This is a genomic window from Gracilibacillus salinarum (genome assembly GCF_022919575.1).
GTDB lineage: Bacteria > Bacillota > Bacilli > Bacillales > Amphibacillaceae > Gracilibacillus > Gracilibacillus salinarum.
Genome location: NZ_CP095071.1, coordinates 643,337 through 668,190 on the forward strand (window position 1 = coordinate 643,337; position 24,854 = coordinate 668,190).

The window sequence follows — 24,854 nt, forward strand, 5'->3', positions numbered from 1 at the left end:
TCTCATTATAAATAGTCCGATGTAAGGTGTCAATTAAAATAATTATAAATAGAGTGAATTTACAATTATCAGATAATAATTATTATTAATTAATAAGTTTGTCCGAAATTAGTTTCATCGCCTCAAAGGAAACAGCTGATTCCAAGATAGATGCAAGGCTCACGACCACCATCAAACCAATAAATATCGCGGTATAACGAAAGAAGATTTGCATGATAGGATGTTTGAAACGTTTGGAAAAAATACTCTGTAACAGTGATAATGAAAAAACCATCGCTAAACTACTTGCAATTATATAGATCGGAATGATTATCAAATTCTGTGGCGCAATTGATGAGAATGAGAACAATAACCCTTGCATCCCTAACTGATTCACAAAAAAGCCAACCGTAAATCCGATCGCAACACCTTTCACAAATAACAATACCCATATTATCGGTAAACCGATAACGGCTAATCCAAGAAAAAAGAGCAGAGAAAGAAACTGTATATGATAAAATGCTGCGTTTTTCATCAGCTCTTGCTTCGAAATATTATCGTCTTGTAAATAGCCGATAAAAAAACGCTCCAAATAAAAATACAAGTCTTGTTTTTGGACAAATGTCATACTATTCACGATGATCGCACCAAAAATGATACCTGTTATAAATAAGATAATCGTAAAAATATAGATGGTATGGTATTTCGTAATATGATTGGTGATGGTGTGTTTATTTTTTGGTAATTTCAATCGCTTCACATCCTCTAATTTAGTTCTCGTTTCAATCTATGAATTGCTAGATCGAAATAGAACTAAACTAGACGTGTTTTCCGATACAATCATTTACGAGCGATTTTACCGTATTTTCCGCCGCCACCAGACTCTATTAAAAGTTTCCCTTCTCGTAGCTGGATGATCTTCTCTGCTATTCTTTCGCCAATTACAGGAATTAATGCTTCTTTACTTACACGATGAATCACCGACATCTCGTTACCAAAATGATCTATCAGTTTCTCCAACGTTTTAGGACCTAAAGCTGGTATATACTCCAACGGCACTTGGTATAGGTAGGCCGGTCTGCTGGAAAGAGAATGAGAAGACGTTTTTAATTCCGCGATTCGGTCCGCAACCCCTTTTATAAATGTGACGGACTTGCAATGAGGACATGGCGATTCCTTATATGGTCTTAAACACTTTTGACAAACAGTTGTATAATATTTTCCTAATCTCGGATTCATCCCGAAATTTTTAATAACTTTTCGCTCTTCTATCTGTTGAAGTGCCATCTGTAATTCTTTAAAACTCGGCTCTTTAAGGCGAATAAGTTGATATTCTCTAGCTATTTTGGCTAAGGAATGGGCATCTGAATTGGTGACATACGTATATCGATGCAGCTCTGCAATCTGGTCAGCCATAGGTGTATCAGCACTTAATCCCAGTTCGATTGCATCTATCCAATCAGGATGAAACACTTCTTCTAATGACTGTTTCACTCCTTTACCAAACAAACTTTTGAAAGGTGTAAATACATGTGCGGGTATAAAGATTCCGTCTAACTCCTTAGTCTTCTGTTGTAAAGCAACTGCATCCCCGTAGAAACGCTGTGAACTTAGTTGATTATTTTTCATGTGCTCGGATAACCAATTCGAGAAAATAGTCATGGACTTTAGATAAGGAAAGTAACACAGCACATGAATCGGACCTTGACAGTTTTGATCATAGATTTCGATCTCACTACCAAGGATTAATGTCGTATGTTTAAACCGAATGCCACCATCGTTTCTTTCTACTGCCTTACCATCCGAGATCATTTGCTGCAATTCCGCTAAAACTGCCGGCGCCTGGCAATCTATCACGCCTACAATATCAATCCCTTTACGTTCACTGGCTTCGATTAATATATTCTCAATTGTCAACTGGTTCGAAGCTGTAATTTTTACTGGCCGACCATACTGGTTTCTTCCAACATGAATATGTAAATCTGCATAATAGTCTGTAAGCATGTTATGTTAGACCTTTAAGCTTTACATACAGAAGTGCATAAGCAGTTTTCGCATCATGAATTTCTTCACTTTCAACCAAAGCCTCCGCTTCTTCCAATGTCAATTCGATTAATTCGACAAATTCATCTTCGTCTGTTTCCAGTGGTTGTTCCAGCTTTGATAGCGTTTCGGTTTGATACAGATAAATAATTTCATCTGCAAATCCTGGTGATGTATAAAAAGACGTCACATAAATTAAGTGTTCCGTCGTATAACCCGTTTCTTCCTGGAGCTCTCTTATAGCGGTAACTTCTGGTTTTTCACCGGGCTCCAACTTACCCGCAGGTATTTCGATAATTGTCTTTTCTAGAGCTTTTCTATATTGTTTGACAAATACTATTTTATTGTCTTTTGTTACAGGAATAATTGCAACCGCTCCTGGATGCTTAATCAGTTCTCTTTTTGATGTTTTTCCATCAGGCAAAGCTACTTCATCTATCTGAAGACTGATTACTTTTCCATTGAAAATTGTTTCGGATTGCAACGTTTTTTCTTCAAAATTTGTCATTTTTGATACTTCCTTTCTCTGGACAGTCACATTCATTGTATTTCTTTATCGTGATTTGTACAATAAATATAGATTATTTTTTGAAAGGGTGTCGGTTATGGATAAAAAACAACTAGGAAAATCTGATTTAATGGTCTCCCCTATTTCTTTAGGATGTATGTCATTAGGTACGGATGATAAACAAGCTGCTAATGTAATTGATGAGGCAACTGAACTAGGCATCAATTACCTGGATACAGCTGATTTATATGATCAAGGATTAAATGAAGAAATGGTTGGTAAAGCCATTCAAAACAAACGGAAGGATATTATTCTAGCAACAAAAGTAGGAAATCATTTGAAAGAAGATGGCAGCTGGTTTTGGGACCCGAGCAAATCTTATATAAAAGAGCAAGTGAAACAAAGCTTAAAGAGATTACGTACTGATTATCTTGATTTATACCAATTGCATGGCGGAACAATCGAAGATCCTATTCCAGAAACGATAGAAGCATTTGAGGAGTTAGTTCAAGAAGGTGTGATCCGATACTATGGTATTTCATCAATTCGCCCAAATGTGATTCGCGAGTATATGACTTCGTCCAACATCATAAGCGTGATGATGCAATACAGTTTATTGGACAGAAGACCTGAAGAAACAATATTAAACGAACTGTCAGATCAGCAGATCAGCGTTGTCACTCGTGGTTCTCTTGCGAAAGGCATGTTAAGTCATCATGGTTTAGATATCATTGAAAAGAAAGGCCTCAAAGGCTACTTAGACTATGACCAGTCTAGTCTCAACGATACAGTTTCCCAATTACAGCAATTGCTTAAACCTAATCAGACGCTAAATGGACTAGCTCTGAACTATGTATTAAATAACAAAGCTGTTACATCGATTGTAGCTGGCGCAAGCAGTTCGAATCAGTTAAGAGAAAATGTAGAAGCATTGCATCAATCCTTTGATCAAGAGCAATTAGACAAAGCAGCATCAATTACCCTGGAAAACACATATCAGCAGCACCGATAATTCAGAATAATAGAAATTAAAACAACAAATAAGTTAAATGTACGGCCGGATATACCATGAAATGCACCAAAGAGCATTCACTTTATATCCGGCCGTATTCTTATGCTATCAAGTTACATTTCCAATAAAAAAGGTTAAAGAACTCTCATTTCAGTTGATATGAAATAAAGTTGTGCGTTAATTTGATCTTTCGACTACTTATCCTGTCAAAGCTCATGCTACACAATAAAAGAAATAGCCGGCACTTACAATTTCATGCTGTTACGGACCGAACGTGGATAAATGGATTTAACATTTCATTGGGACTTGAAAGTCGAAATGTCGCGCCATTATAATCCAATTTCATTTCTTTGCTGAAGAAGACGGCTTGCTGTTTATGAACCACGGCTTCTAACTGGTCACACTCTACTGGTTGATCATATTCGGTCGGCTGATCTTTGATAGCAACTGTTGGCATCCCATTGACACCACAACCGCAATCTTCAGTATCGTAGGTCAATGCCAAAATAAAAGGTGTGGAAGCGAGTGTATTTAATTTTTCTAGTGCTTGTTCTGTGATTGTTAATTTCATACTATTCCTCCGTTCGTTATTTCTTATTAAAAGCAGGTTTTAATATTTTCTCCATTAACTGTGGAAAGAGTTGATACAGTTTCCCGCCTGCATTCATCCACGCTGGTAAATTAATTTCTCTTTTCTTTGTGAACAAGGCATGGATGATTTTCTGAGCGACATCATTCGGGTCTAACATCACATTTTGTATACTTTTTTGATAGTTTCCTTCCGGGTCTGCTTGTTCGAAAAAAGCAGTTCTTACCGGACCAATATTGACAGATGTAACAAAAACTTTCCCCTCTAATTCCATACGTAGTGCATTAGAAAAGCTGATAACACTAGCTTTGGTCGCACTATAGATGGCTGATTTGGGAGTTGGCACCTTACCTGCCTGTGAACCGATATTCACAATATGCGCTGGTTTACTTTTTATTAAATACGGAATTAGCTGATAGGTAGTAAAAAATAATGCTTGCAAATTGAGCTGCACCATTTTTTCAATATCGGACCAATTCATTTGGTCAAATTGACGAAAAAAACCAAGACCGGCATTATTAATCACAGCATCTACCTTATCAATATCTGACATCATTTCATCGAGAATCTCTCCCCATTTCTGTCTATCCGTAATGTCAGCAGTGTAATGATAAGCTTCTATCTGGTATTGTTTTTTTATTTTATCTACTATTTGTACAAGCTTACTTTCCGTTCGTGCCACAAGGATTGGCACAGCCCCATTTGCTGCTAATTGATATGCTAACGCCTCTCCTATTCCACTTGATGCTCCTGTTATTAATACATGTTTACCCATTAATCTGTTCATGTCATCATCTCCATTCCTATCTTATCATACTCTGGAAATGTAACAGAATATTTTGCTGTTCGGTTGATCGGTATGGTTGGTTGTCGTCCGACATAGTGAAGGATATAAAGAAATAGTAAATTTTAATACGATTCCATTGACTTTTGATATGATATTCTAGACAATCATGAGGAGGTTATTTAAAAGAGGTGAAGGTAACGAATGATTATTTATGCACACCGTGGAGCAAGTAAACATGCACCAGAAAATACGATACCAGCATTTGATCTAGCCTATCATCATGATGCTGATGGTATTGAAACTGATGTCCAATTAACAAAGGATGGTGTACCAGTATTGATCCATGACGAAAAACTGCAACGCACGACTAACGGAAATGGATTTGTCAAAGACTACACCTACGCTGAATTAACTCAACTTGATGCCGGCAGCTGGAAGTCTCCTCAATTCGCTGACACTGTCATTCCAACTTTAGAGGATTTACTTCGTTGGAATCAAGATAAGCAACTGAAGCTGAATATCGAATTAAAAAACAACATATTCCCCTATCCAGGACTAGAGGAAACAGTATTCCAGTTGCTTCAAAAGTACAACATGGTGAATCAGACTGTGATCTCAACCTTCAATCAAGAGAGTATTGTTAAGTTGAAACAATGGTCAACTGAACTGAATTACGCTTTTCTAACTAGTAAGAAAGATAAAAATTTAATTCCATTTGCAGAGTCTATTAAGGCAGAAGGAATTCATATTCAGTACCGACTACTTACCAATCGGCTGGTAGAACAAGCTAATCAGCATGACTTATATGTTGCAGTTTATACTGTTAACTTGCCGCTGTCGATAAAACGTGCTATAAGGATGAACTGCCATGCCATCTTTACTGACATCCCAAAACTAGCTGTTGATTTAAGAAAAAACACACTATAGAGAGGAAGGAATACATGCACGTTGAGTTTTTAGGAACAGGGGCCGGACTTCCTAGCAAAAATAGAAATGTAACCTCCATCATGCTCCATTTGGAACAAAAACGTAATGCGCTTTGGATGTTTGATTGTGGGGAAGCAACACAACACCAAATTTTACATACGTCAATTAAACCAAGAAAAATAGAGAAAATTTTCATTACTCATTTACATGGTGATCACATATTTGGTTTACCAGGATTGCTAAGTAGTCGTTCCTTTCAAGGCGGCGTGGAGCCAGTAACAATCTATGGCCCACCGGGTATTAAAGCCTATTTAGAGACGAGTTTAACGCTTAGCCGTACAAAATTGTCCTATCCTATTAAAATCGTTGAACTGAGCGAAGGTGTGATATTTGAAGATCAGCAGTTTATCATTTCTGCTCAGAAATTACAGCATGGGATAGAATGCTTCGGTTTCTTAATTGAGGAGAAGGATAGTCCAGGGCCATTACTTGTAAATAAATTAAAAGAAATAGGAATCGAACCTGGACCGATCTATCAGGAGTTTAAGGTAAATGAAACCGTTGACCTGCCAAACGGGCATACAGTTAAATCCAAGGACTATATCGGAGTACCAAAACCAGGCAAACGGATAGCGGTTATAGGTGATACGAGAGCTCACCAAGCCATAATACCATTTGTCCAAGGAGTTGACTTGCTGATTCATGAGGCTACTTTCGCTGCAGATCAGGAAAAATTAGCTCATGAATACTACCATTCGACAACCAGCCAAGCTGCTGCCATAGCTCGGGAGGCAAACGTTAAACAGTTAATTTTGACACATATATCCTCTAGATTCCAAAACGAAGATATAGAGCTATTGAAAAAAGAATCTCAACAACTATTTCACAATACAACAATCGCTTATGACTTCTATACAGCAACAATAGATTAGAACTTAGTTGGTTCTTTCTTCTTATTACCTTAGTCAGCTAATTTTGACAAGCTTAGAAACGTTTAACAAAGCTCGGGATATAATGTGTTTTGTCAGCGAATATTTCAAGTAGTACTCTTTGGTATATTTTAAAGCTTTTTATTCAAGCTCATTTTGCTTTTATAACGTATAAAGAAAAAGATTAGGAGACCTCTTTCCCTAATCTTTTTCTTTCATATATTCAAATAAATTCATCTGATAAGTGATGTCGTCTTTTTTTACGGCATTTTGAACGGTTATGCCGAGCAAACGGACGGGAGTACCGTTCCAATGATCTTCTAATAATCGTTCGCTATAAAAATATATATCAGCAGCTGTTTCAATATATTGATTAATTTTTGTTCTTCTTGTGATCGTTTTTCTGTCATTGTATCGAATGGTTAACTGAATAGTATTCCCTAATGCTGATTTGCGCCGTAATCGATTCGTAACACTTTCTGCCAGCTGATGTAACTGAGCCGATAATAAATCATATTCACCAATATCTTGCGGAAAGGTCCTGGAAGTACCAATACTTTTAAAACTGCTCGCACGTTCTGGATCAACCGGTCGGGGGTCTTCACCTAATGCTCTTGTTTTTAACTTTTCTCCGTTCACTCCAAGCAGTCCTTTTAACATCATCGTATCAGTTTCGACCAGATCTTCTATTGAGTTAATGTCATAGCGCCGTAATTTCTCTGCTGTTTTCTTACCGATACCATACATCTCTTCAATCGGTAACGGCCACAATTTTGCCGCTACATCCCTCTTTCGTAAAATGGTAATACCGTTCGGTTTCTTCATGTCAGATGCCATTTTTGCAAGAAATTTATTGGGAGCAATTCCGATACTGCAAGGTAACTGCAAGTCGTTAGCCACGTGTTGCTGAACAGCTTCAGCTATTTCGATAGGGCTTCCCAAATCATAGCTGTCCGTAATATCCATGAATGCTTCATCAATCGATACCGGCTCAACGTACGGGGTATAATCTTCTAAAATTCGGAACAATTGACTTGATACCTCTCGATAACGTGGAAAGTTCGGTCGTCTTACAATTAAATCCGGGCATCTTTTTTTCGCTTCCCATAATGACATAGTAGTTTTTACACCTTTACTTCGTGCTTCATAGCTACTGGTAACGATAATACCTTTTCGTTCATCTGGATTACCTGCTATAGCCAATGGCTTACCTCTTAATTCCGGATGGTCTACCATTTCAACTGAAGCATAAAAGCTGTTCATGTCAACATGTAAGATCACCCGCCCATTTTTGGGGTACCATGAATTCATGTCATCACACTCATTTTGATAATTGCTTAACAATTTCATACATATATAACGGGACCTCCGTTAAACTTGCAATACCGATTCGTTCATTTTTGGTATGAATGTTTTCATAGCCAACAGCTAGATTAACAGTTGGAATGCCTTTACCAGACAGATGATTCGCATCACTTCCTCCGCCACTCACTTTCAATGAAGCTTCTTTTCCAAGAGCAGAAGCAGCTTTCATCGCTATTTGAACAACTTGATCATTTTCATCAAATTGATAATTAGGGTACATATGCTTTATTTCGATGTCTACTTCGCCACCCATGTTCGCTGTGCTTTCTTTAAGGGCAGTGCACATTGCTTCCACTTGATTATCTAATTTATCCTTCGACAATGACCGGGCTTCTGCAATTAATAATACGCGGTCACACACCACATTTGTAGGACCTTTCCCCTCAAAGCTTCCTACATTGGCAGTCGTTTCTTCATCAATTCGTCCTAGCGGCATTTTCGTAATAGCTTTTGCAGTCATACTGATCGCAGATACACCTTTTTCCGGCTGTACACCAGCATGTGCCGCTTTTCCTTTGATCGTTGCATATATTTTTGCTTGTGAAGGCGCTGCTGTAATAATCGATCCAACTTCTCCATCACTGTCCAAAGCATACCCAAACGATACCGGTAATTGTGACTCATCAAAATATTGTGAACCTACAAGACCTGATTCTTCCCCACTCATGATTGCAAAATAAATATCACCATGAATTACAGGCTGTTCCTTCAACATATGAATTAGTTCAATTATCGAAGTAATCCCGGCTTTATCATCTGCACCTAAAATAGTAGTCCCATCTGAATAGATAAATTCATCTTTGATGACAGGTTTGATTGCTTCTCCTGGTACTACTGTATCCATATGTGCAGTGAAATAGATCGATGGTATATTTGAATCATTTCCTTTCAAACGAGCAATAATGTTCCCAGCTTCATGTCCCGTTTGCTGATGAGTATTGTCTTCTTTTACCTCTAAACCTAATTGTTCGAATTGTTGCAGTAAATGATCTGCTATCTTGCGTTCTTTCGTTGTTTCTGAATCGATTTGTACTAGTTCAATAAATTGTTTGACGATTCTATCCTGGTTGCTCATATGCTAACTCCTTTTTGTGAAATATTGACTTGTCCTATTCTGTAATTACATGTAAAATATATGTTAGTATCGCCCATAAAGGAGGATTTTAGTATGGCTTCAAAACGTGAAAAAAGAACAAAAATTATCGTATATATAATGATTGTGGCTATGATTTTATCTACTTTTACTGCTGGATTAGCAATGTTTATTAATTAAAATTTCTGAAATGCACCGATGAATAACACACAGGAAAAGACACCCAGATCAGTTGGGTGTCTTTTCACACTTTATACTTCCTCACAATGTTGCTCGAACAAGCCTTGAAGTTTATTGACAACCTCTACTGGACTGTGTCCTTCAATTTCATGTCGTTCCACCATTTTAATAATTTGACCATCTTTCAACAACGCAAACGATGGTGATGAAGGCTGATATCCTTCAAAATATTGTCGAGCCAATTCCGTTGCTTCTCGATCCTGACCTGCAAAAACCGTTACTAATTGATCCGGTCTCTTATCGTAATGTACTGCACTTGCCGCTGCAGGTCGTGCTACTCCTCCGGCACAACCACAAGTAGAATTTACCATTACTAATGTTGTACCTTTTTTACTTAAAGCTTCCTGTACTTCTTCTGGTGTCTTAAGTTCATCGTAACCCGCTTGCGTTATTTCATTACGTGCAGATTCGACGATGTCACCCATAAACAAATTAAAATCCATATATATCAACCCTCTCTTAATAAAGTGAGTCTTCCACCAAAGGTCTTGAAACCTTTTAGATGATCACCATCAAAAAATAATCCTCTGTTAAATAATATCAACAATAGCCTTCCTTTTCAAACAACTGAACTCGTTTGCTTTACATGAGGTAATGCTATTTTAAATGTAGTGCCTGTATGATCACTTCTTTGAATAGAAATAGAACCATCATGACTTTCAATAATACGTCTGACTACATTTAATCCTAATCCTGTCCCGCTGTCTTTGGATGTTGAGAAAGGCTCAAATAAACTTTCTCTGATCGAATTCGGAATACCGGAGCCTGTATCCCGAATGTAAATGACATATTGATTATAGTCGTCGAGTACACTTTCAATGGTTATAGTTCCATTATCACCAATTGCGTCTTTACTGTTTTGTAGCAAATTTAAAAATACTTGCTTCAATTGTTTTTGGTCCGCCAGAATATACTCTTCAGCGATATTGGTAACCAAATTGATATTTTTTGCCTCTAACGAGCTATACATTAAAGGTAGTAACTCTTGCAGAAGCTCGGAAAGTAAAACCATTTCTTTTTCTGGTTTTTTGTGATTTGACATAAGAAGCATTTGTTCTACGATGGAGTATAATCTATCTATCTCTTTCATCATTAGATTAAAATGATATTTTTCGATTTCCTCCTTCGTCATCGACTCTCTCATCAAGGTTAGAAAACCATGGATCACAGTCAACGGATTTCTAATTTCATGAGCTGAGCTTGCAGCCATTTCTCCCACAAGTGCAAGTTTTTCTGATTGAACAATTTGATTTTCAAGCATCTCTGATTCCGTAATATTCACGAAATAAAGGATCTTTCCCGTTGTCTGCCGGTCTAAATCCTTCAGATTTGTATGAGATGCGAGCAGAACGTATTCTTCATCACGGCTAGTCAATTGGAACTTTTGATTGTGGACAACCTTATCAGACAAAAGCATGTTTAAGATAGGATATTGTTTCTGCTTTTCAATTAGATCACGATCAGAGATAGTATCACTATCAAATTCAAATAAATAGCGTGCACAAGAATTCACCCAATATGTGTTTTCATTATAATCATTGGTAATAATACCGATCGGCAACGAATTTAATATTTGCTCATGCTTGATCTTATCAGAGATAATTTGATGAAATGATTGCTGCAAACTCTTGGACATTCGATTAATCGAATTGGCCAAGCTTTTAAATTCAATTTGCACAAAATCTGAGACTGTCTCTCCATAATTACCATTAGAAGTATTGTTTACTTTCGCTACCATTTTCTCAATAGGGTTTGTAATACTTCTGCTCAGTCTAAAAGAAATATAAATAGAGAGAAGTATACCGATAATCGTAATAATAAGTAAAAAATATAAGGATTGCTCTATAATTTCAGGATATGTATTAGTGTTTCTATGTAAAGCATTTAATTGCTCGTTTCTTTGTAATCCTAATCGCTCTTTCAAATCTTCTAACGCAGGTAAATACTCCTGCTTGATCACACTTTTAGCGGCTAGCGGCATCTGTTTCATTGTATTCCAATAAACCGACGACTTTATTCATAATGACAAAATCAAGTAACATTAGCTCATTGTGTAATCCTTCTGCTTTTTCAGGTATGGCTACTAACTGACTTATTTCTTCACTTTGGGGATCGCTGCTGTACTGTTGAAATTCCTCCTGAAAGTCACTTTGAAAACCATTCTCTATATTTTTTAAAACGAATTGTTTTTTTATGGCTAATTCTTTCTCCCATTGGTCATACCAAACAATCTCCGGGATATTTTCATTTTGAATTGTATTAGAAACTGAGCTGATTTTCTCAATGGATTGTATGAGTAAAAATGAAAAACCACTAAAAATAACAATCGCTATTAGGAGAATGCATAACAGCTTATTCCGAAGTGAAAAGTTGTTAAAAAACGTTATCATTCGGCAAATCTCCTATCATTGTATGATCGTCAATGAGTGATCTCTACATCTGTTAAAGCTTGCATTTGTTCCATCTCACTTTCCGTGAACATTGGACCAAGTGGAGCAATACCATAGACACCATCATTTTCATTGAGCATCTTTTTACTGTGTGGCAAGCCTTTATCACTTAAATAGTCTTTTATAATAGCATTATAGGTCATAGGTACGTCATTGGTAACACTGGTAAGCATGAGGTTTTCTGCCATATATGATTGGTCTTCCAAATAGCCGATTAGATAAACACCATGTTCTTTGGCATAATCGATCACCTCTTGATTATAGCTATTACCCTTCGTATAAATTACATCAACACCTTTATGAATGACTGATTCGGCTACTTCTTTCGCCTTAAGTTTACTCGTTCGCTCAGGAACTACTTTGTACATTAAATTAACAGCTGGATTTATCTTTTCAATTCCTTCAGGAAAACCCCAATCCTTTTGGCGATTGTCTACTGCATCAATTATCGCTACTTTGTTGGATTCCGTTTTGAGTGCAGCAGCCATACCAGCTACGACTTCTACCTCATTCTGATTGAAGGTATATACCGAGAGGTTATCACCCGAATAATTTCCATGAACCGTTACAAATTCCACATCTTTGTACTTATTCATTAAGCGGTAAAATGGTTCAGAAAATTCCCGACCATGACCGATAATTAACTGATACCCTTTGTCAACATATGTATCTACCAATTTCTCAGTATCTTCATTCTCCTTAACATTTCCTACTGCTTCGGCGGAAGTGTTATATTCGTCCTCGATTAATATTTTCCCTTTATAAGCTAATCCACCCCAACTTTGATCATTCAAATTATCGGAAGTGAGTATTAGAATGCTTGCGTCTTCTTTGGCAGATGCATTCAAATCATCCAAAATATTAGTAGCCTTTAAAATAAGAAAAATAATAACGATAGATGAGACAATCGCAGTAATGGCAGTGATGTATTTCAACTGTTTGTTTGCCTCCATAAAACATCTCCCCTAGTAAATACTGACAATAATATTATACATTAAATGACAAGTTTTGAACATACTTTTCCAATTTTCTTTTTATTTCGACAAAATTTTTAGCTGTTACTAGGAATATTGACAAGATAGACAAGCATATAGTTAAAAGACAGAAGTAAAAAAAGGAGGATATACCGGTGATCAGTAATTTGTGGGCAGAGTTGGATTGGATCAGTTTATTGCAAGTAATTTCAATCGATATTATATTATCAGGTGATAACGCACTTATTATTGCTATGGCAACAAAGAATCTGAACAAGAGACACCAAAACAAAGCAATTCTATTTGGGGTTGCAGGGGCGATCTTGCTACGTATCACTTTCGCAAGCGGAATTATATTCTTGCTTAAATTTCCGCTAATCTATTTGATAGGTGGAATATTATTAATTTGGATCGGCTATAAGATACTGTTAAAAGAAGATGAAGCACAAGATATCGCATCCCATCAATCCTTGTATAAAGCTGTGATGACCATTATTGTTGCGGATGTGATCATGAGCTTGGACAATGTTGTAGCGATAGCTGGTGCTTCGAAAGGCAGTGTTACGCTATTAGCATTAGGTGTAATGATTAGTATTCCATTGATGATTTTCGGTGCCAAATTTATCGTACTATTATTGAAAAAATATCCATTTCTCATCTATATCGGTTCGGCTATTTTAGTGTATACCGGGGTTGATATGATGATTCATGAACCGTTTGTTTTTAACTTTTTTCAACTTCAATCAGGCATGATAACGATTATTCTGAGCTTTATCTTAACGATTGGTGTTGTTGTATCTGCCTATGTTTCCAACAATGAAAACTATTCAGGCAGTCATTAAAATTTACTTTGCAACAGAATTTTTGTGAACAATGGGAACATTCCATTTCCACTTCACTGCTAACATTCGAATAGTAGCAGTAACGATTAAGCAAATGTATAAGCTAATACTTGGGGCGACGAATTCGTATGTTAGAATCAAGCTTATCGAACCAGCAATCGAAGCAATTCCGTAAATCTCTTTACGAAACACAAGCGGAATTTCACGCACAAATACATCACGCAGCACACCGCCCCCAATACCTGTGACAAGACCCATAGCAACGATAAGAAATGGTTCGGAATAATCGAGCGAGATCGCAGCGTTAGCTCCAACAGCAGTAAATACGCCCAAGCCAATGGCATCGGAGAAAACAATGGCGTGTTCAAATCTATTTAACTTATCGAAAAACAGTATGGTGATTAGACAAGCTAATAAGCTAACCAGAAAATATTGCGGATCCGCCAAGTTAGTAGGTGGAATATTACCGATCATAATATCACGGATAACTCCACCTGCTAAAGCTGTGGTTAAGCCAAGTAAGATCACGCCAAAGATATCTAAATTATTCTTTATCGCTATTAATGCACCAGAGATAGCAAATGCGATGGTGCCTATATATACAAATGTTTCGATCAATAGCATGGGTTACCCTCCATTTCGTGATGTAGAAAATAACTCGCGTCTCTTCTTCCACATCGTTTCAAACTTTTCAAAAAACCACTGAAGTACGACACCTTGCATTATCACACCAAAAAATGAAGTGATTGTCAATACGACAATGGTTGGAAAGTGTTCGATCGTCTCCATACTGCTTGCAAAAATAAATAGATGTTTGAAGACGGCAGCAAAAGAAGCACTAAGCTGAGACACTTGATTTTCCATTTTCCAAATAAACACGGCTTCCATACTTAGTAAAATCGGAATAAGTGAAAAAAACACGACACGCATTCCGTTTGATAACTTTTTCAAATAAGGCGAAATATAATATTTTGTTATGGTCTTAATGCGAAATAAGTAAAATAATCTTACAATTCTAGCAACTTGAAAAAACTGATCGAGTGGGATAACAGCTATCAACAAAAATGGATTCTGTTTTACAAATTGCCATTTTTGTTCTGCTATTATAATTCGTGCAATGTAATCAACTAAAAAGATTAACCAAACTATCATATTGATAAGAGAATTAATTTCATTCTCTGCCCATAAAGTTAAAATCGTAACCATCACCAGCACGATCATAATCACATCATATATCCATTTTGTAACACGTTGCATACTCATCACCAATTCAAAATAAGTAAAGGGAAACCTGCATCTTTTCGTTGTAGGTTTCCCTTGCTTTTATTAGTATACTGTTTTTCATAGAAAATGGGAACAGTTTTTTTCCATCTATCCCAAAGTAAAGGACAGGTTACTTAGTAAATTGGCGTTGTATCGCTTGAAATATTTTCTAATATCGCTTTGACATGAGACATGAATGCACCGCAGATCACACCATCCAACACACGATGATCGAGCGATAAACAAAGATTTACCATATCACGGGCCGCAAACATATCATCAATAATAACCGGTCGTTTCACAATGGATTCAACTTGTAAAATAGCCGACTGTGGATAGTTTATTACACCCATTGATTCTACTGAACCGAAGGAACCAGTATTATTGACAGTAAAGGTACCACCTTCCATATCTTCCTGTGTTAATGTATTTGTTCTTGCCTTTTTAGAAAGCTGCGCGATTTCTTTCGCAATTCCTTTGATACTTTTTTCATCTACATTCTTAATGACAGGTACATATAGTTCATGTTCATGAGCAACCGCGATCGATAAGTTAATATCCTTGCGCTGAATAATTTTTTCTCCTGCCCAACAGCTGTTTAACTCAGGGAATTTCTTCAAAGCTTTCGCCACAGCATTTAAAAAGAATGCAAAATAAGATAGGTTATATCCTTCATTTTCTCTGAACTGGTCTTTTTCAGCGTTACGATAGGCTACAAGATTGGTTACGTCAACTTCAATCATCATCCAGGCATGCGGAATTTCTGTTTTTGAACGAACCATATTCTGTGCTATCGTTTTGCGCAGACCAGTTACTGGGATTTCTTTGTCACCAGGTTTAGCTTCTACTTGTTTTCTGCGAATGATTGGTGGTGTGAACTCCGCTTCCGATTGGTCAGGTTGATCTGCTGGCTGTTCTTTCACAGGCATTACTTCTTGCGCACTAGATGGTCCATCCGCAATAACCTTCTCAATATCTTTTCTCGTGATGCGTCCACCTTTTCCTGATCCATTAATCGTATTTAAATCAATTTGATTTTCCTGTGCCAGACGCATCACAACCGGCGAGTACCGTTTCTTCATATCTGAAGAGGCAGATGAAGATTCATTTGGTTGTACCGATACGTTGTCTGCCTGAGCGGTTTGATCCGACTTCGTTCCTTCCGCTTCTATGTAGCACATTAACTCCCCAACTTCGATCGTCTGTCCTTCCTCTGCCACTAACTCCTGGATCACTCCTGAATAAGAAGATGGCACTTCTGCATTTACTTTATCTGTCATCACTTCTGCAATAGGATCATATTTTTCAATATAGTCTCCAGGTTTTACAAGCCACGTACTCACAGTCCCTTCCGTGACACTCTCCCCCAGTTGGGGCATATTAATTCGTTGGACCGTCACACTACTCACTCCTTCTTAAAATTCTGCCAGCTCTCGAATAGCTTGTTCAATTTTGTCTGCATTCACCATGAATTCTTTCTCCAGTGGCGGTGCATATGGCATCGCTGGTACATCCGGTCCAGCTAATCGTTTAATAGGTGCATCTAAATCAAATAAACAATGTTCACTAATAATAGCAGCTACTTCCCCAATAATGCTTCCTTCTTTATTATCTTCCGTTACGAGTAACACTTTACCAGTTTTGGATGCTGCTTGTTTGATCGTTTCTTGATCTAACGGATAAACTGTCCTTAAGTCAACAATCTCTGTCGAAATGCCTTCCTGTTCCAGCTTTTCAGCAGCTTGTTTGGCAAAATGAACACATAAACCATAAGTGATGACAGTGACATCTTCTCCCTCACGTTTTACATCCGCTTTACCAATCTCAACAGTATAGTCGTCCTCTGGTACTTCTTCCTTCAGTAAACGATAAGCACGTTTATGTTCCAGGAATAATACCGGATCATCATCGCGTATGGCCGCTTTTAACAAACCTTTTACATCATAAGGACTTGAAGGCATGACAATTTTCAATCCAGGCTGGTTTGCAAAAATCGCTTCAATCGACTGCGAATGATACAGCGCTCCATGAACACCGCCTCCATATGGAGCTCTAATCGTTATTGGACAATCCCAATCATTGTTCGATCTGTATCTTATTTTAGCCGCTTCCGAGATAATCTGATTGACTGCAGGTAAAATAAAATCAGCAAACTGCATTTCAGCTACCGGTCGCATTCCATACATCGCCGCACCGATTCCTACCCCTGCAATGGCAGATTCCGCAAGTGGCGTATCAATAACTCGTTCTTCGCCAAATTGATCATATAATCCCGCAGTAGCAAGAAAGACTCCTCCTCGCTTTCCTACATCTTCCCCTAGCACGAATACTTTTTCGTTTTGTTCCATTTCTTCCTTCAAAGCCTGATTTACAGCTTGAATATATGTCATTACAGCCATCAGTTTGCCCCCTTCTCATCATAGACGTAGCGTTCTAATGTAGATGCGTCTGCGTATGGTGCGTTTTCTGCATATTCAGTCGCTTCATTAATTTCATTTTTAATAGATGCTTCGAACTCTTCTTCTATCGCTTCTGTTAAATACCCTTGTTCCACCAGGTATTTTTTAAATACCGCAAGACCGTCTTTTGTTTTTTCTTCTGTTACTTCTTCTTTTGTTCGATAAGTCATATCATCGTCATCACTAGAGTGCGGAGTTAAGCGATAAGAAACAGCTTCAATCAGTGTAGGTCCCTCGCCGTTTATAGCGCGATCGCGAGCGTCTTTCACAGCGTTATAGACAGCAAATGTATCATTACCGTCGATTTTAATACCTTTCATTCCATAACCAATAGCTCGATCTGAGATATTATCACAAGCTACTTGCTTATGCAGCGGTACACTAATCGCATATTTGTTGTTTTCCACCATGAAGATAGCAGGCAATTTATGAACCCCCGCAAAATTTAGCCCTTCATGAAAATCTCCTTGGTTAGATGACCCCTCTCCTAACGTAACAAAAGAGACAGATGGCTTTTTCTCCATCTTGCTAGCCAAGGCAAAGCCGGTTGCATGTGGCACCTGAGTCGTTACCGGCGATGAACCTGTTACAATTCGATTTTTCTTTTGGCTAAAGTGACTTGGCATTTGACGACCACCGGAGTTAGGGTCCTCTGCTTTTGCATAAGCCTGCAAGAATATTTCTTTTGTTGTCATTCCGAAGTGAACTACTACCCCTAAATCCCTGTAATATGGCAATGCATAATCTAATTCTTTGTCCAAAGCAAAGGAAGCTGCAATTTGCATCACTTCTTGCCCTTGACAGGATACGACGAACGGAATGCTGCCTGAACGATTTAATAACCACATTCTCTCATCAATTCTTCTTGCTAATAACATTTCTCGATACATGCTTAATAACGTTTCTTTATCGGTCTTAATATCGACTGTTTGATTAACCATGATTTTTCCTCCCTTGTACTGCTTGTGCAGCTTCTCCAAAAATTTCACTAACAGATGGATGCGGGTAAATCACCTCTGACAATTCCAACGCCGAACTATCAAAATATTTCGCCACACTGGCTTGTCCAATTAATTCTGTTACGTGTTCACCTAATAAATGAATGCCTAGTATATCATCTGTTTTTGTGTCTATTATTATTTTCATAAACCCATCCGTATGACCATTCACATGTGCTTTTCCAATGGCTTGAAGTGATATTTTTTCTGTTTGATAATCATAACCATCCTGTTTCGCTTCCTGTTCTGTTAAACCAATCATCGCTACTTCCGGATTGCTGTAGATACAAGATGGTATTTCCTGATCCGATAGTGTACTGCCAGCAACATCGGCGATATGTTCAACCGCTTTTTTTCCTTCATAAGTAGCAACGTGCGCAAGTTGTCGACCACCTATAACATCGCCAATCGCATAGATGTGACTTTCCTTTGTTTGGAAATTTTGGTTGACGCTAATAAAACCTTTTTGATCCAGTTCAATATCAGTGTTCTCCAGGCCAATCTTGTAGGTATTCGCCTTTCTCCCTACTGCCATCAATAGTTTATCTGTTGTACATTGATGAGTTTCCCCTTTATGCTGATACTGAACCTGCAATGACGACCCTGTCTTCGTCGCACGTTCAATCATCGCTTGTTCTATAACGGTTATCCCTTTTTTCTCAAGTGAACGTTTCATCTGCTTCGTTACCTCTTGATCGAACATCGGCAGCATGTGATCCTGCGCTTCCAAAATAGTCACCTCAACTCCGACATCTTGCAGAAAAGAGGCCCATTCAATTCCGATCACACCCCCGCCAACAATAACGATTGAAGCAGGTAAATTGGTCAAATTAACTAAATCATCTGATGTGAGAATATCTTCATGATCAGCTTTAAGTGCAGGCAGTTCGGCTGGCGAAGAACCTGTAGCAATCACGACATTTTTCGGAATTAAAATATCATTCTCACGATCATCATCATATTCTACCGAAATTGTTCCAGCTATCGGCGAAAAGATCGAAGGACCTAAAATTCGTCCGTAACCTTGGTAAACATCTATTTGATTAGATTTCATCAAATGTGTTACACCTTTATGTAAAGAAGCTACTACGTTGTCTTTCCGTTCAATCGCCTGAACCAGATTAAATGTCGGTTCAGTGGTTTCCACTCCAAATGCTGCAGCTGATTTTACTTGCTGAAAAACATTAGCACTTTTTAGTAATGCTTTCGTGGGAATACAACCTTTATGCAGACAAGTACCACCTAACGCATCTTTTTCCACTACAGCTGTCTTGAGTCCAAGCTGAACAGCCCGGATAGCTGTCATGTAACCTCCTGTTCCACCGCCTAGAATTACCAGATCATAATTATGAGCCATTTCTGCCATTCCTTCCTATTTCATAATGCTTTATCGTTTCTTTCCCAATTAGTACGCGTAATGTCCCTTGCGCTAAGGCTAGCATGACATTCTCACCTGGGAATACATATGTATCAGCAATCCAACTGACCTGCTGAATAATTTTTTCGTTTAAATATGAATAAGCCGCTAAGTCACCAGTTAAAGCAATTGCATTGACATTACCTGATAACACAGCACTCATCTTACCAATCTCTTTTGCAATTTGAAAACCTAATATATCAAATACTTCTTCGACTTGTTCTGGTGATGTATGCCATAACCAATCGAGATCTGCTTTTCGTTCAATACCCAAATAAGATTTCAAACCACTCTGGTATATAATCTGCTCCTGGATTTCACCTTTTGATAATCCTGATTCAAAGCAGAGATCTATTAGGCTTTTATTAGGAATAGATCCAGCTCTTTCAAAAGATAAAGGACCGTCACCATCAAAGCCATTATTGACATCAATCACTTGGCCATATTGATGAGCCCCTACTGTAACACCACCACCGATATGAGCGATAATCAAGCAGAGGTCCCCATAATTTGCTTGCAATTGGCTTGCTAATGACCTTGCCACTGATTTTTGATTCAATGCATGAAAAATACTTTTGCGCTCGATTGATGGTACACCCGTTTTTCGGGCAATGTCAAACATTTCATCTACCACAACTGGATCGACGATATAGGCTTGTAGGTTCCAGTCCTGAGCAATATCATGCGCCAGTAATGCACCTAGATTCGATACATGCCCCCCGTTTATTTGATTATTAAGGTCATCAATCATCTGCTGATTAACCTGGTAAGTGCCACCTTCGATAGGGCGTAACAAACCTCCACGACCACATACAGCATCAAAGTATGTAATATTGAAACCTATTTTTTGTATCGTATTGATAACATCCTTTTTCCGACCTTCTAACTGTTGAAGAATTTCCAGGTCATCCCATTCATTTTGCAACGGAATCGATTTATCATACAAGCATTCTTCGTTCTCATAAATTGCGATTCTCGTTCCTTCGACTAATGGGTTAATGACTAATATACGAAAGAGTCTTGTCATTAAGAGTTTGCACCTCGTTCCATATTATATTTTTCCATTTTATAATATAAATTACGAACAGATACGCCCAGCTCTCTAGCCGTTTTTGATTTGTTAAACTGATTCTGTTTAAGTGCGGAGAAAATATAATCCTTTTCAAACTGATCAATTGCTTCCTGCAGGCTTTTATCCACAGTCGTCCCTGTTTCAACTGAAGAATCGACACCTTCTTCCAAGTGAGCCATCGTAAGTACTTCAGTCCCAAAACTAACACGCAAGACTATATTTTCCAATGTTTGTTCTAATTGCATTACATTTCCTGGCCAATCCTGGTTTAGAAGACGTGCAAGTACCTGATCATCGATCGCAGCAACTTTTTTTTGATATTTCTGATCCAACATGTTTAATATTGATGAGATAAGCGGTTGGAAATCCTCACTTCTTTCCTTTAGATTAGGCAACACCAAAACATATCTTTGCAAGATATCATAGAGATCATCCATCCAGTCAGTTGAGTGGATCGCTTTGACAGTACCGAATATTATTCGAATATGTGGTAGTTTTGTCATTTTTTCTAACAGCTGCTCTTGTATGTCTTGAGGCAATTTTGAATCCATATATATATAATAAGTACCTTTTTGATTAATTGGAAACTGACTGGATAATGCGTTTTGCAATTCAGAAAAACGAACATAATAAAAAGGATAGTCTCTCCATTCACTTAAATCATGTATTGCTCGTGCCATCATCTGCTTCCCTGTTCCCACTTCTCCTTTTATCATTATCGGGGTATCCATGTTGGCATATAGTTTTGCTTGTTCTTTTGCAATTTTCATTGCAGGTGAAGCAGCAATGATATCAGACATTCGATAAGAGGATTCCAGCTTACGGATCAAATGTTGAGCCATCTTTAATTCTTCTTCCGTGTCCTGCTCCCTATTCTTATTAATAAATTGCATACAACCGGCAATTTTTCCATGATTCCACAATGGCTTGCTAATAATTTCTAAAGATCCGGCGCCCCAGTTAGCGGAAATTTGTACACGTTCTAATATTTCTCGCCTAGCATGGATAGCTTTCGTTGCCAGCAGATCAACCCGTTGAGTTTGTTTCTCGTTTAATTGATTCCAATTTTGACTAACAAACCATTCCGTATTATCTGCCATTACCACTCGAAAGTCGGAATGATGATGCTTCATACTTTCTTTAATAATACTTTCAAGCATTTTCTTGTCGGTAAACTCAAGTACCTGTTTATCAAATATTTGTAATGACTCGAACATTAAGATGACACCTGTTAATGTCCCCTGCTCGCTAAAAAAAGGACGATAAACAGATAGTATTTTTTGTTGATTACTTTTTATCGTATCAATCGAATCAACATGCTGATGGAGTTGCTTTACATTGATCGTTGCTGGATGATCAATGACTTCAGACAAGGGCCTCAGCTCGTTGTCATCGTCCAATTCACATATTTCTCTCGCCATTGCATTGGCAAACTCTATGCAGTCCTCTTTGTTAATTAACATTATTCCCACTGGTAATTGTTGCAACATATGATCATGTTTCATTGATATAATTGAAGCTATTTTCATCACACCTTGCATTATTTTTCATACTATTAGTGTATAATTTCTTGCAAGATATTGCAAGATAAAGCTATTTTCAATTATCGAGCTTTTTTGCTATAATTTAAGTATTTCCACACTATAGGAGGAAACACTTTGAGACTGATTGCGTTATTAATGCTTGTCTTACCGGCTGTTTTGGCAACTTATGGAATTAAATTAATGAGAGATGCCTTCTTTGGCGAATTGAATATGCTCTTCTTTCATATTGTCATTCAATTTATTATTGGTCTTGTTCTTTTTGTCGGAGGGTTATATTTTATTGGTGGCTTTATCCTTCATCGCGATAAAAAAAGACAGTTAAATAAAGGTGGCAAACGTAACAGATATTCTTCCTAATGAATATCTGTTTTTTCATGTTCTCAGTCAAGAAAGCATAAAAGTGCAATCAAAGCAGTAACCATATCGAACATGAAGCGGACTTCCTATAATATGGATTATGTTAACTAAGGCTGTATGGCAAAACGGTCATTTTGAAATATTTTATCTGCGTTGCAAAGCTCCGGAAATAGGCTCCGCGTCCTGCGGGCACGGCTTCAGCTAACTTATGAAAGAAAATTCTTTTCTTTCATAAGTGGATCTTCAGCTCGCGCTGATTCCACGGGAGTCTCCGCCTATTTCCTACGCTTTAGGGAAGTACTACATCATATGAAACAGCTAAAAGCAGTGGATCTAGGCATTATGTTATTCATTCAATTGCTGTTATATATACAGTGATCAATATGCTATCTCTTACAAAAGTTGTAGAGTCCACATCCTAGCGTAGGCCAACCACGGAGACTCCCGCGGGATTATGCAGGCGCTGAAGATCCACTTTGTGAAGCGCCCTTCTTCACAAAGTTAGCTTCAGCCGTGCCCCGCAGGACGCGGAGTGGTTGGACGGAGCGGTATCCCAGCAAATGAATCATTTCAAAATTACTACTAAGCATAAAGCGGCTAGTTAACATAATCCATATTATGGGAAGTTGTTTATTGATGAAGTCAATTAGGACCGGGCGGGTTATGGCCGTTTTTTCTTAAAGTACTCAGTTATATCTAATTTATATGTGCTCTTACCACAACAGATCATTAAGATGCAATATTGATCAAACCAAACTAACTACACATGCTCATATATACGTTGTTGAGCCTGATTCATAGTGAAGGTCTCTTTTCAAAAATAGCACAAAGCAAAAGACAGCTTCAATTACTAAGTTAGTAAGAATAGTGCGGTATTTGTTGTTGCAAATTCCGAACGTTTACAGTATTATTTAATGAGAATGATTTTCATTTTCGGAGGTGCAAGCTATGAAAGATATCTATGACGTCACGATAATCGGCGGTGGTCCTGCAGGATTGTTTGCTTCTTTTTACAGCGGTCTGCGCGACTTAAAAACAAAAATAATTGAATACCAGCCATATTTAGGTGGTAAGGTACATGTTTATCCTGAGAAGATGATTTGGGATGTAGGAGGGCAACCTCCTATCAGCGGCGGTGATTTTATTAAGCAGATGGTTCAACAAGCACAAACCTTCAAGTCAACTGTCGCATTAAATTCGAAAGTTACCGACATTCGTAAAGAAGATGACGGTCTATTCGTCATAAGCACCAATAAACAAACACATTATTCTAAAACAGTTATCGTTGCGATTGGCGGAGGGATACTAAATCCGCAAAAACTGGAATTGGATGGAATCGATAAGTTCGAAGTAACAAATCTCCATTACATAGTTCCTTCTTTACAGCAATTTAAAAACAAACGAGTGCTGATTTCAGGCGGGGGTAATGCAGCGGTGGATTGGGCAAATGAATTAGAAGCAATTGCTGAAAAAGTCACTCTCGTATACCGAAGCGAGCAATTAAAAGGACATGAGGCAGAAGTTAACAAAGTCCTGTCCAGTTCTGTCGAAGTTCATTTAAACACGACAATTGAAAAGTTTGTAAGCGAACATGACAATGACTATATCAATAAGGCATTATTGTACAATAAAAAAAGCCAAAAAGAGCAATGGCATGAAATCGACGAAGTAATCATAAACCACGGATATGTCATTGATCGTTCCCTGTTTGAAAGTAGTTCGATCAATATCGCGTTGGATGAATACCAATTAATTCAAGGTAATACGGACAGTTCCACGAACATTCCCGGTATCTATGCTGCTGGAGATATACTTAAACATGAGAGTAAATTACATTTAATTGCTGGATGCTTCCAGGACGCTTGTAATGCAGTCAATAAAGCAAAACAATTTATTGATCCATCTTCCCATGAAAGAGCCATGGTATCCTCTCATAACGAGAAGTTTAAAGATAAAAATAAAGAGCTTCTGAAAACACAAAAAATACTTGACTAATTATGTAGTCA

At 37.8% G+C, this 24,854-nt stretch carries 26 protein-coding genes; 7 read left to right on the plus strand and 19 right to left on the minus strand.

The window, feature by feature from the left end; translation table 11 throughout:
• Nucleotides 1-85: 85 nt before the first annotated feature.
• From spoIIM to MUN87_RS03255, 3 genes are all read right to left on the minus strand, one after another.
• Nucleotides 86-730 carry a stage II sporulation protein M gene (gene spoIIM / locus MUN87_RS03245; protein ID WP_244746231.1) on the minus strand — a complete coding sequence of 215 codons (645 nt, stop codon included), beginning with the start codon at nt 728-730 and terminating at the stop codon, nt 86-88.
• A gap of 89 nt (nt 731-819) precedes the next feature.
• Nucleotides 820-1,983: an endonuclease Q family protein gene (locus MUN87_RS03250; RefSeq protein WP_244746232.1), complete on the minus strand. Its 1,164-nt coding sequence runs from the start codon at nt 1,981-1,983 to the stop codon at nt 820-822.
• Between the two features lies 1 nt (nt 1,984).
• Nucleotides 1,985-2,530, minus strand: coding sequence for an NUDIX hydrolase (locus MUN87_RS03255; protein ID WP_244746233.1), 546 nt, complete (start codon nt 2,528-2,530; stop codon nt 1,985-1,987).
• Nucleotides 2,531-2,627: 97 nt separating this feature from the next.
• On the opposite strand from MUN87_RS03255, the gene MUN87_RS03260 reads away from it, so the two are divergent.
• Nucleotides 2,628-3,542: an aldo/keto reductase gene (locus MUN87_RS03260; RefSeq protein ID WP_244746234.1), complete on the plus strand. Its 915-nt coding sequence runs from the start codon at nt 2,628-2,630 to the stop codon at nt 3,540-3,542.
• Nucleotides 3,543-3,795: 253 nt separating this feature from the next.
• Here MUN87_RS03260 and MUN87_RS03265 read toward each other — a convergent pair whose 3' ends face one another.
• On the minus strand, nt 3,796-4,113 hold the full coding sequence (locus MUN87_RS03265) for an iron-sulfur cluster biosynthesis family protein (RefSeq protein ID WP_244746235.1): 318 nt from the start codon (nt 4,111-4,113) through the stop codon (nt 3,796-3,798).
• A 16-nt stretch (nt 4,114-4,129) separates the two neighbouring features.
• Nucleotides 4,130-4,918, minus strand: a complete 789-nt coding sequence (locus tag MUN87_RS03270) for an SDR family NAD(P)-dependent oxidoreductase (RefSeq protein WP_244746236.1) — start codon at nt 4,916-4,918, stop codon at nt 4,130-4,132.
• 201 nt (nt 4,919-5,119) lie between these two features.
• Here MUN87_RS03270 and MUN87_RS03275 point away from each other — a divergent pair, with 201 nt between their 5' ends.
• Complete coding sequence (locus tag MUN87_RS03275; RefSeq protein ID WP_244746237.1) at nt 5,120-5,845, plus strand: glycerophosphodiester phosphodiesterase; 726 nt, start codon at nt 5,120-5,122, stop codon at nt 5,843-5,845.
• A 14-nt stretch (nt 5,846-5,859) separates the two neighbouring features.
• Nucleotides 5,860-6,777: a ribonuclease Z gene (rnz, locus tag MUN87_RS03280; RefSeq protein ID WP_244746238.1), complete on the plus strand. Its 918-nt coding sequence runs from the start codon at nt 5,860-5,862 to the stop codon at nt 6,775-6,777.
• Between the two features lie 198 nt (nt 6,778-6,975).
• Here the strand turns inward: rnz and MUN87_RS03285 are convergent, their stop codons facing one another.
• The gene (locus tag MUN87_RS03285; protein ID WP_244746239.1) at nt 6,976-8,085 is read right to left on the minus strand and encodes a DNA polymerase IV; all 1,110 of its coding nucleotides are present in this window, start codon (nt 8,083-8,085) and stop codon (nt 6,976-6,978) included.
• A 10-nt stretch (nt 8,086-8,095) separates the two neighbouring features.
• Complete coding sequence (locus MUN87_RS03290; protein ID WP_244746240.1) at nt 8,096-9,214, minus strand: M20/M25/M40 family metallo-hydrolase; 1,119 nt, start codon at nt 9,212-9,214, stop codon at nt 8,096-8,098.
• A 93-nt stretch (nt 9,215-9,307) separates the two neighbouring features.
• Here MUN87_RS03290 and prli42 point away from each other — a divergent pair, with 93 nt between their 5' ends.
• A complete protein-coding gene (gene prli42 / locus MUN87_RS03295) occupies nt 9,308-9,412 on the plus strand; it encodes a stressosome-associated protein Prli42 (RefSeq protein ID WP_244716733.1) in 105 nt (34 codons plus the stop codon).
• A 71-nt stretch (nt 9,413-9,483) separates the two neighbouring features.
• Here the strand turns inward: prli42 and MUN87_RS03300 are convergent, their stop codons facing one another.
• From MUN87_RS03300 to MUN87_RS03315, 4 genes are all read right to left on the minus strand, one after another.
• Nucleotides 9,484-9,921, minus strand: a complete 438-nt coding sequence (locus MUN87_RS03300) for a BrxA/BrxB family bacilliredoxin (RefSeq protein ID WP_244747870.1) — start codon at nt 9,919-9,921, stop codon at nt 9,484-9,486.
• A 110-nt stretch (nt 9,922-10,031) separates the two neighbouring features.
• Complete coding sequence (locus tag MUN87_RS03305; protein ID WP_244746241.1) at nt 10,032-11,462, minus strand: sensor histidine kinase; 1,431 nt, start codon at nt 11,460-11,462, stop codon at nt 10,032-10,034.
• Nucleotides 11,437-11,862, minus strand: coding sequence for a hypothetical protein (locus MUN87_RS03310; RefSeq protein ID WP_244746242.1), 426 nt, complete (start codon nt 11,860-11,862; stop codon nt 11,437-11,439). Before MUN87_RS03310 ends, MUN87_RS03305 begins: the two co-directional genes overlap by 26 nt.
• Before the next feature lie 29 nt (nt 11,863-11,891).
• A complete protein-coding gene (locus MUN87_RS03315; protein WP_244746243.1) occupies nt 11,892-12,875 on the minus strand; it encodes a BMP family ABC transporter substrate-binding protein in 984 nt (327 codons plus the stop codon).
• Nucleotides 12,876-13,051: 176 nt separating this feature from the next.
• Here MUN87_RS03315 and MUN87_RS03320 point away from each other — a divergent pair, with 176 nt between their 5' ends.
• On the plus strand, nt 13,052-13,738 hold the full coding sequence (locus MUN87_RS03320; protein WP_244746244.1) for a TerC family protein: 687 nt from the start codon (nt 13,052-13,054) through the stop codon (nt 13,736-13,738).
• A gap of 3 nt (nt 13,739-13,741) precedes the next feature.
• Here the strand turns inward: MUN87_RS03320 and MUN87_RS03325 are convergent, their stop codons facing one another.
• The 8 genes from MUN87_RS03325 to MUN87_RS03360 all read right to left on the minus strand — a co-directional run bounded on the left by MUN87_RS03325 (nt 13,742) and on the right by MUN87_RS03360 (nt 22,476).
• On the minus strand, nt 13,742-14,362 hold the full coding sequence (locus MUN87_RS03325) for a trimeric intracellular cation channel family protein (protein ID WP_244746245.1): 621 nt from the start codon (nt 14,360-14,362) through the stop codon (nt 13,742-13,744).
• Nucleotides 14,363-14,365: 3 nt separating this feature from the next.
• On the minus strand, nt 14,366-14,995 hold the full coding sequence (locus tag MUN87_RS03330) for a transporter (RefSeq protein WP_244746246.1): 630 nt from the start codon (nt 14,993-14,995) through the stop codon (nt 14,366-14,368).
• A gap of 140 nt (nt 14,996-15,135) precedes the next feature.
• On the minus strand, nt 15,136-16,401 hold the full coding sequence (locus tag MUN87_RS03335) for a dihydrolipoamide acetyltransferase family protein (RefSeq protein ID WP_244746247.1): 1,266 nt from the start codon (nt 16,399-16,401) through the stop codon (nt 15,136-15,138).
• A 15-nt stretch (nt 16,402-16,416) separates the two neighbouring features.
• A complete protein-coding gene (locus MUN87_RS03340) occupies nt 16,417-17,400 on the minus strand; it encodes an alpha-ketoacid dehydrogenase subunit beta (RefSeq protein ID WP_244746248.1) in 984 nt (327 codons plus the stop codon).
• Nucleotides 17,400-18,401 (minus strand): thiamine pyrophosphate-dependent dehydrogenase E1 component subunit alpha, encoded by a 1,002-nt coding sequence (locus MUN87_RS03345; RefSeq protein ID WP_244746249.1) that lies wholly within the window; start codon nt 18,399-18,401, stop codon nt 17,400-17,402. The genes MUN87_RS03340 and MUN87_RS03345 overlap by 1 nt, the downstream gene beginning before the upstream one ends.
• Nucleotides 18,394-19,815 carry a dihydrolipoyl dehydrogenase gene (lpdA, locus tag MUN87_RS03350; protein WP_244746250.1) on the minus strand — a complete coding sequence of 474 codons (1,422 nt, stop codon included), beginning with the start codon at nt 19,813-19,815 and terminating at the stop codon, nt 18,394-18,396. The genes MUN87_RS03345 and lpdA overlap by 8 nt, the downstream gene beginning before the upstream one ends.
• The gene (buk, locus tag MUN87_RS03355) at nt 19,805-20,902 is read right to left on the minus strand and encodes a butyrate kinase (protein WP_244746251.1); all 1,098 of its coding nucleotides are present in this window, start codon (nt 20,900-20,902) and stop codon (nt 19,805-19,807) included. The genes lpdA and buk overlap by 11 nt, the downstream gene beginning before the upstream one ends.
• Nucleotides 20,902-22,476 (minus strand): AAA-type ATPase lid domain-containing protein, encoded by a 1,575-nt coding sequence (locus MUN87_RS03360; protein ID WP_244746252.1) that lies wholly within the window; start codon nt 22,474-22,476, stop codon nt 20,902-20,904. The genes buk and MUN87_RS03360 overlap by 1 nt, the downstream gene beginning before the upstream one ends.
• Before the next feature lie 129 nt (nt 22,477-22,605).
• On the opposite strand from MUN87_RS03360, the gene MUN87_RS03365 reads away from it, so the two are divergent.
• Complete coding sequence (locus tag MUN87_RS03365) at nt 22,606-22,848, plus strand: DUF2627 domain-containing protein (RefSeq protein WP_244746253.1); 243 nt, start codon at nt 22,606-22,608, stop codon at nt 22,846-22,848.
• Between the two features lie 948 nt (nt 22,849-23,796).
• Complete coding sequence (locus MUN87_RS03370) at nt 23,797-24,843, plus strand: NAD(P)/FAD-dependent oxidoreductase (protein WP_244746254.1); 1,047 nt, start codon at nt 23,797-23,799, stop codon at nt 24,841-24,843.
• The last annotated feature ends 11 nt before the right edge of the window (nt 24,844-24,854 follow it).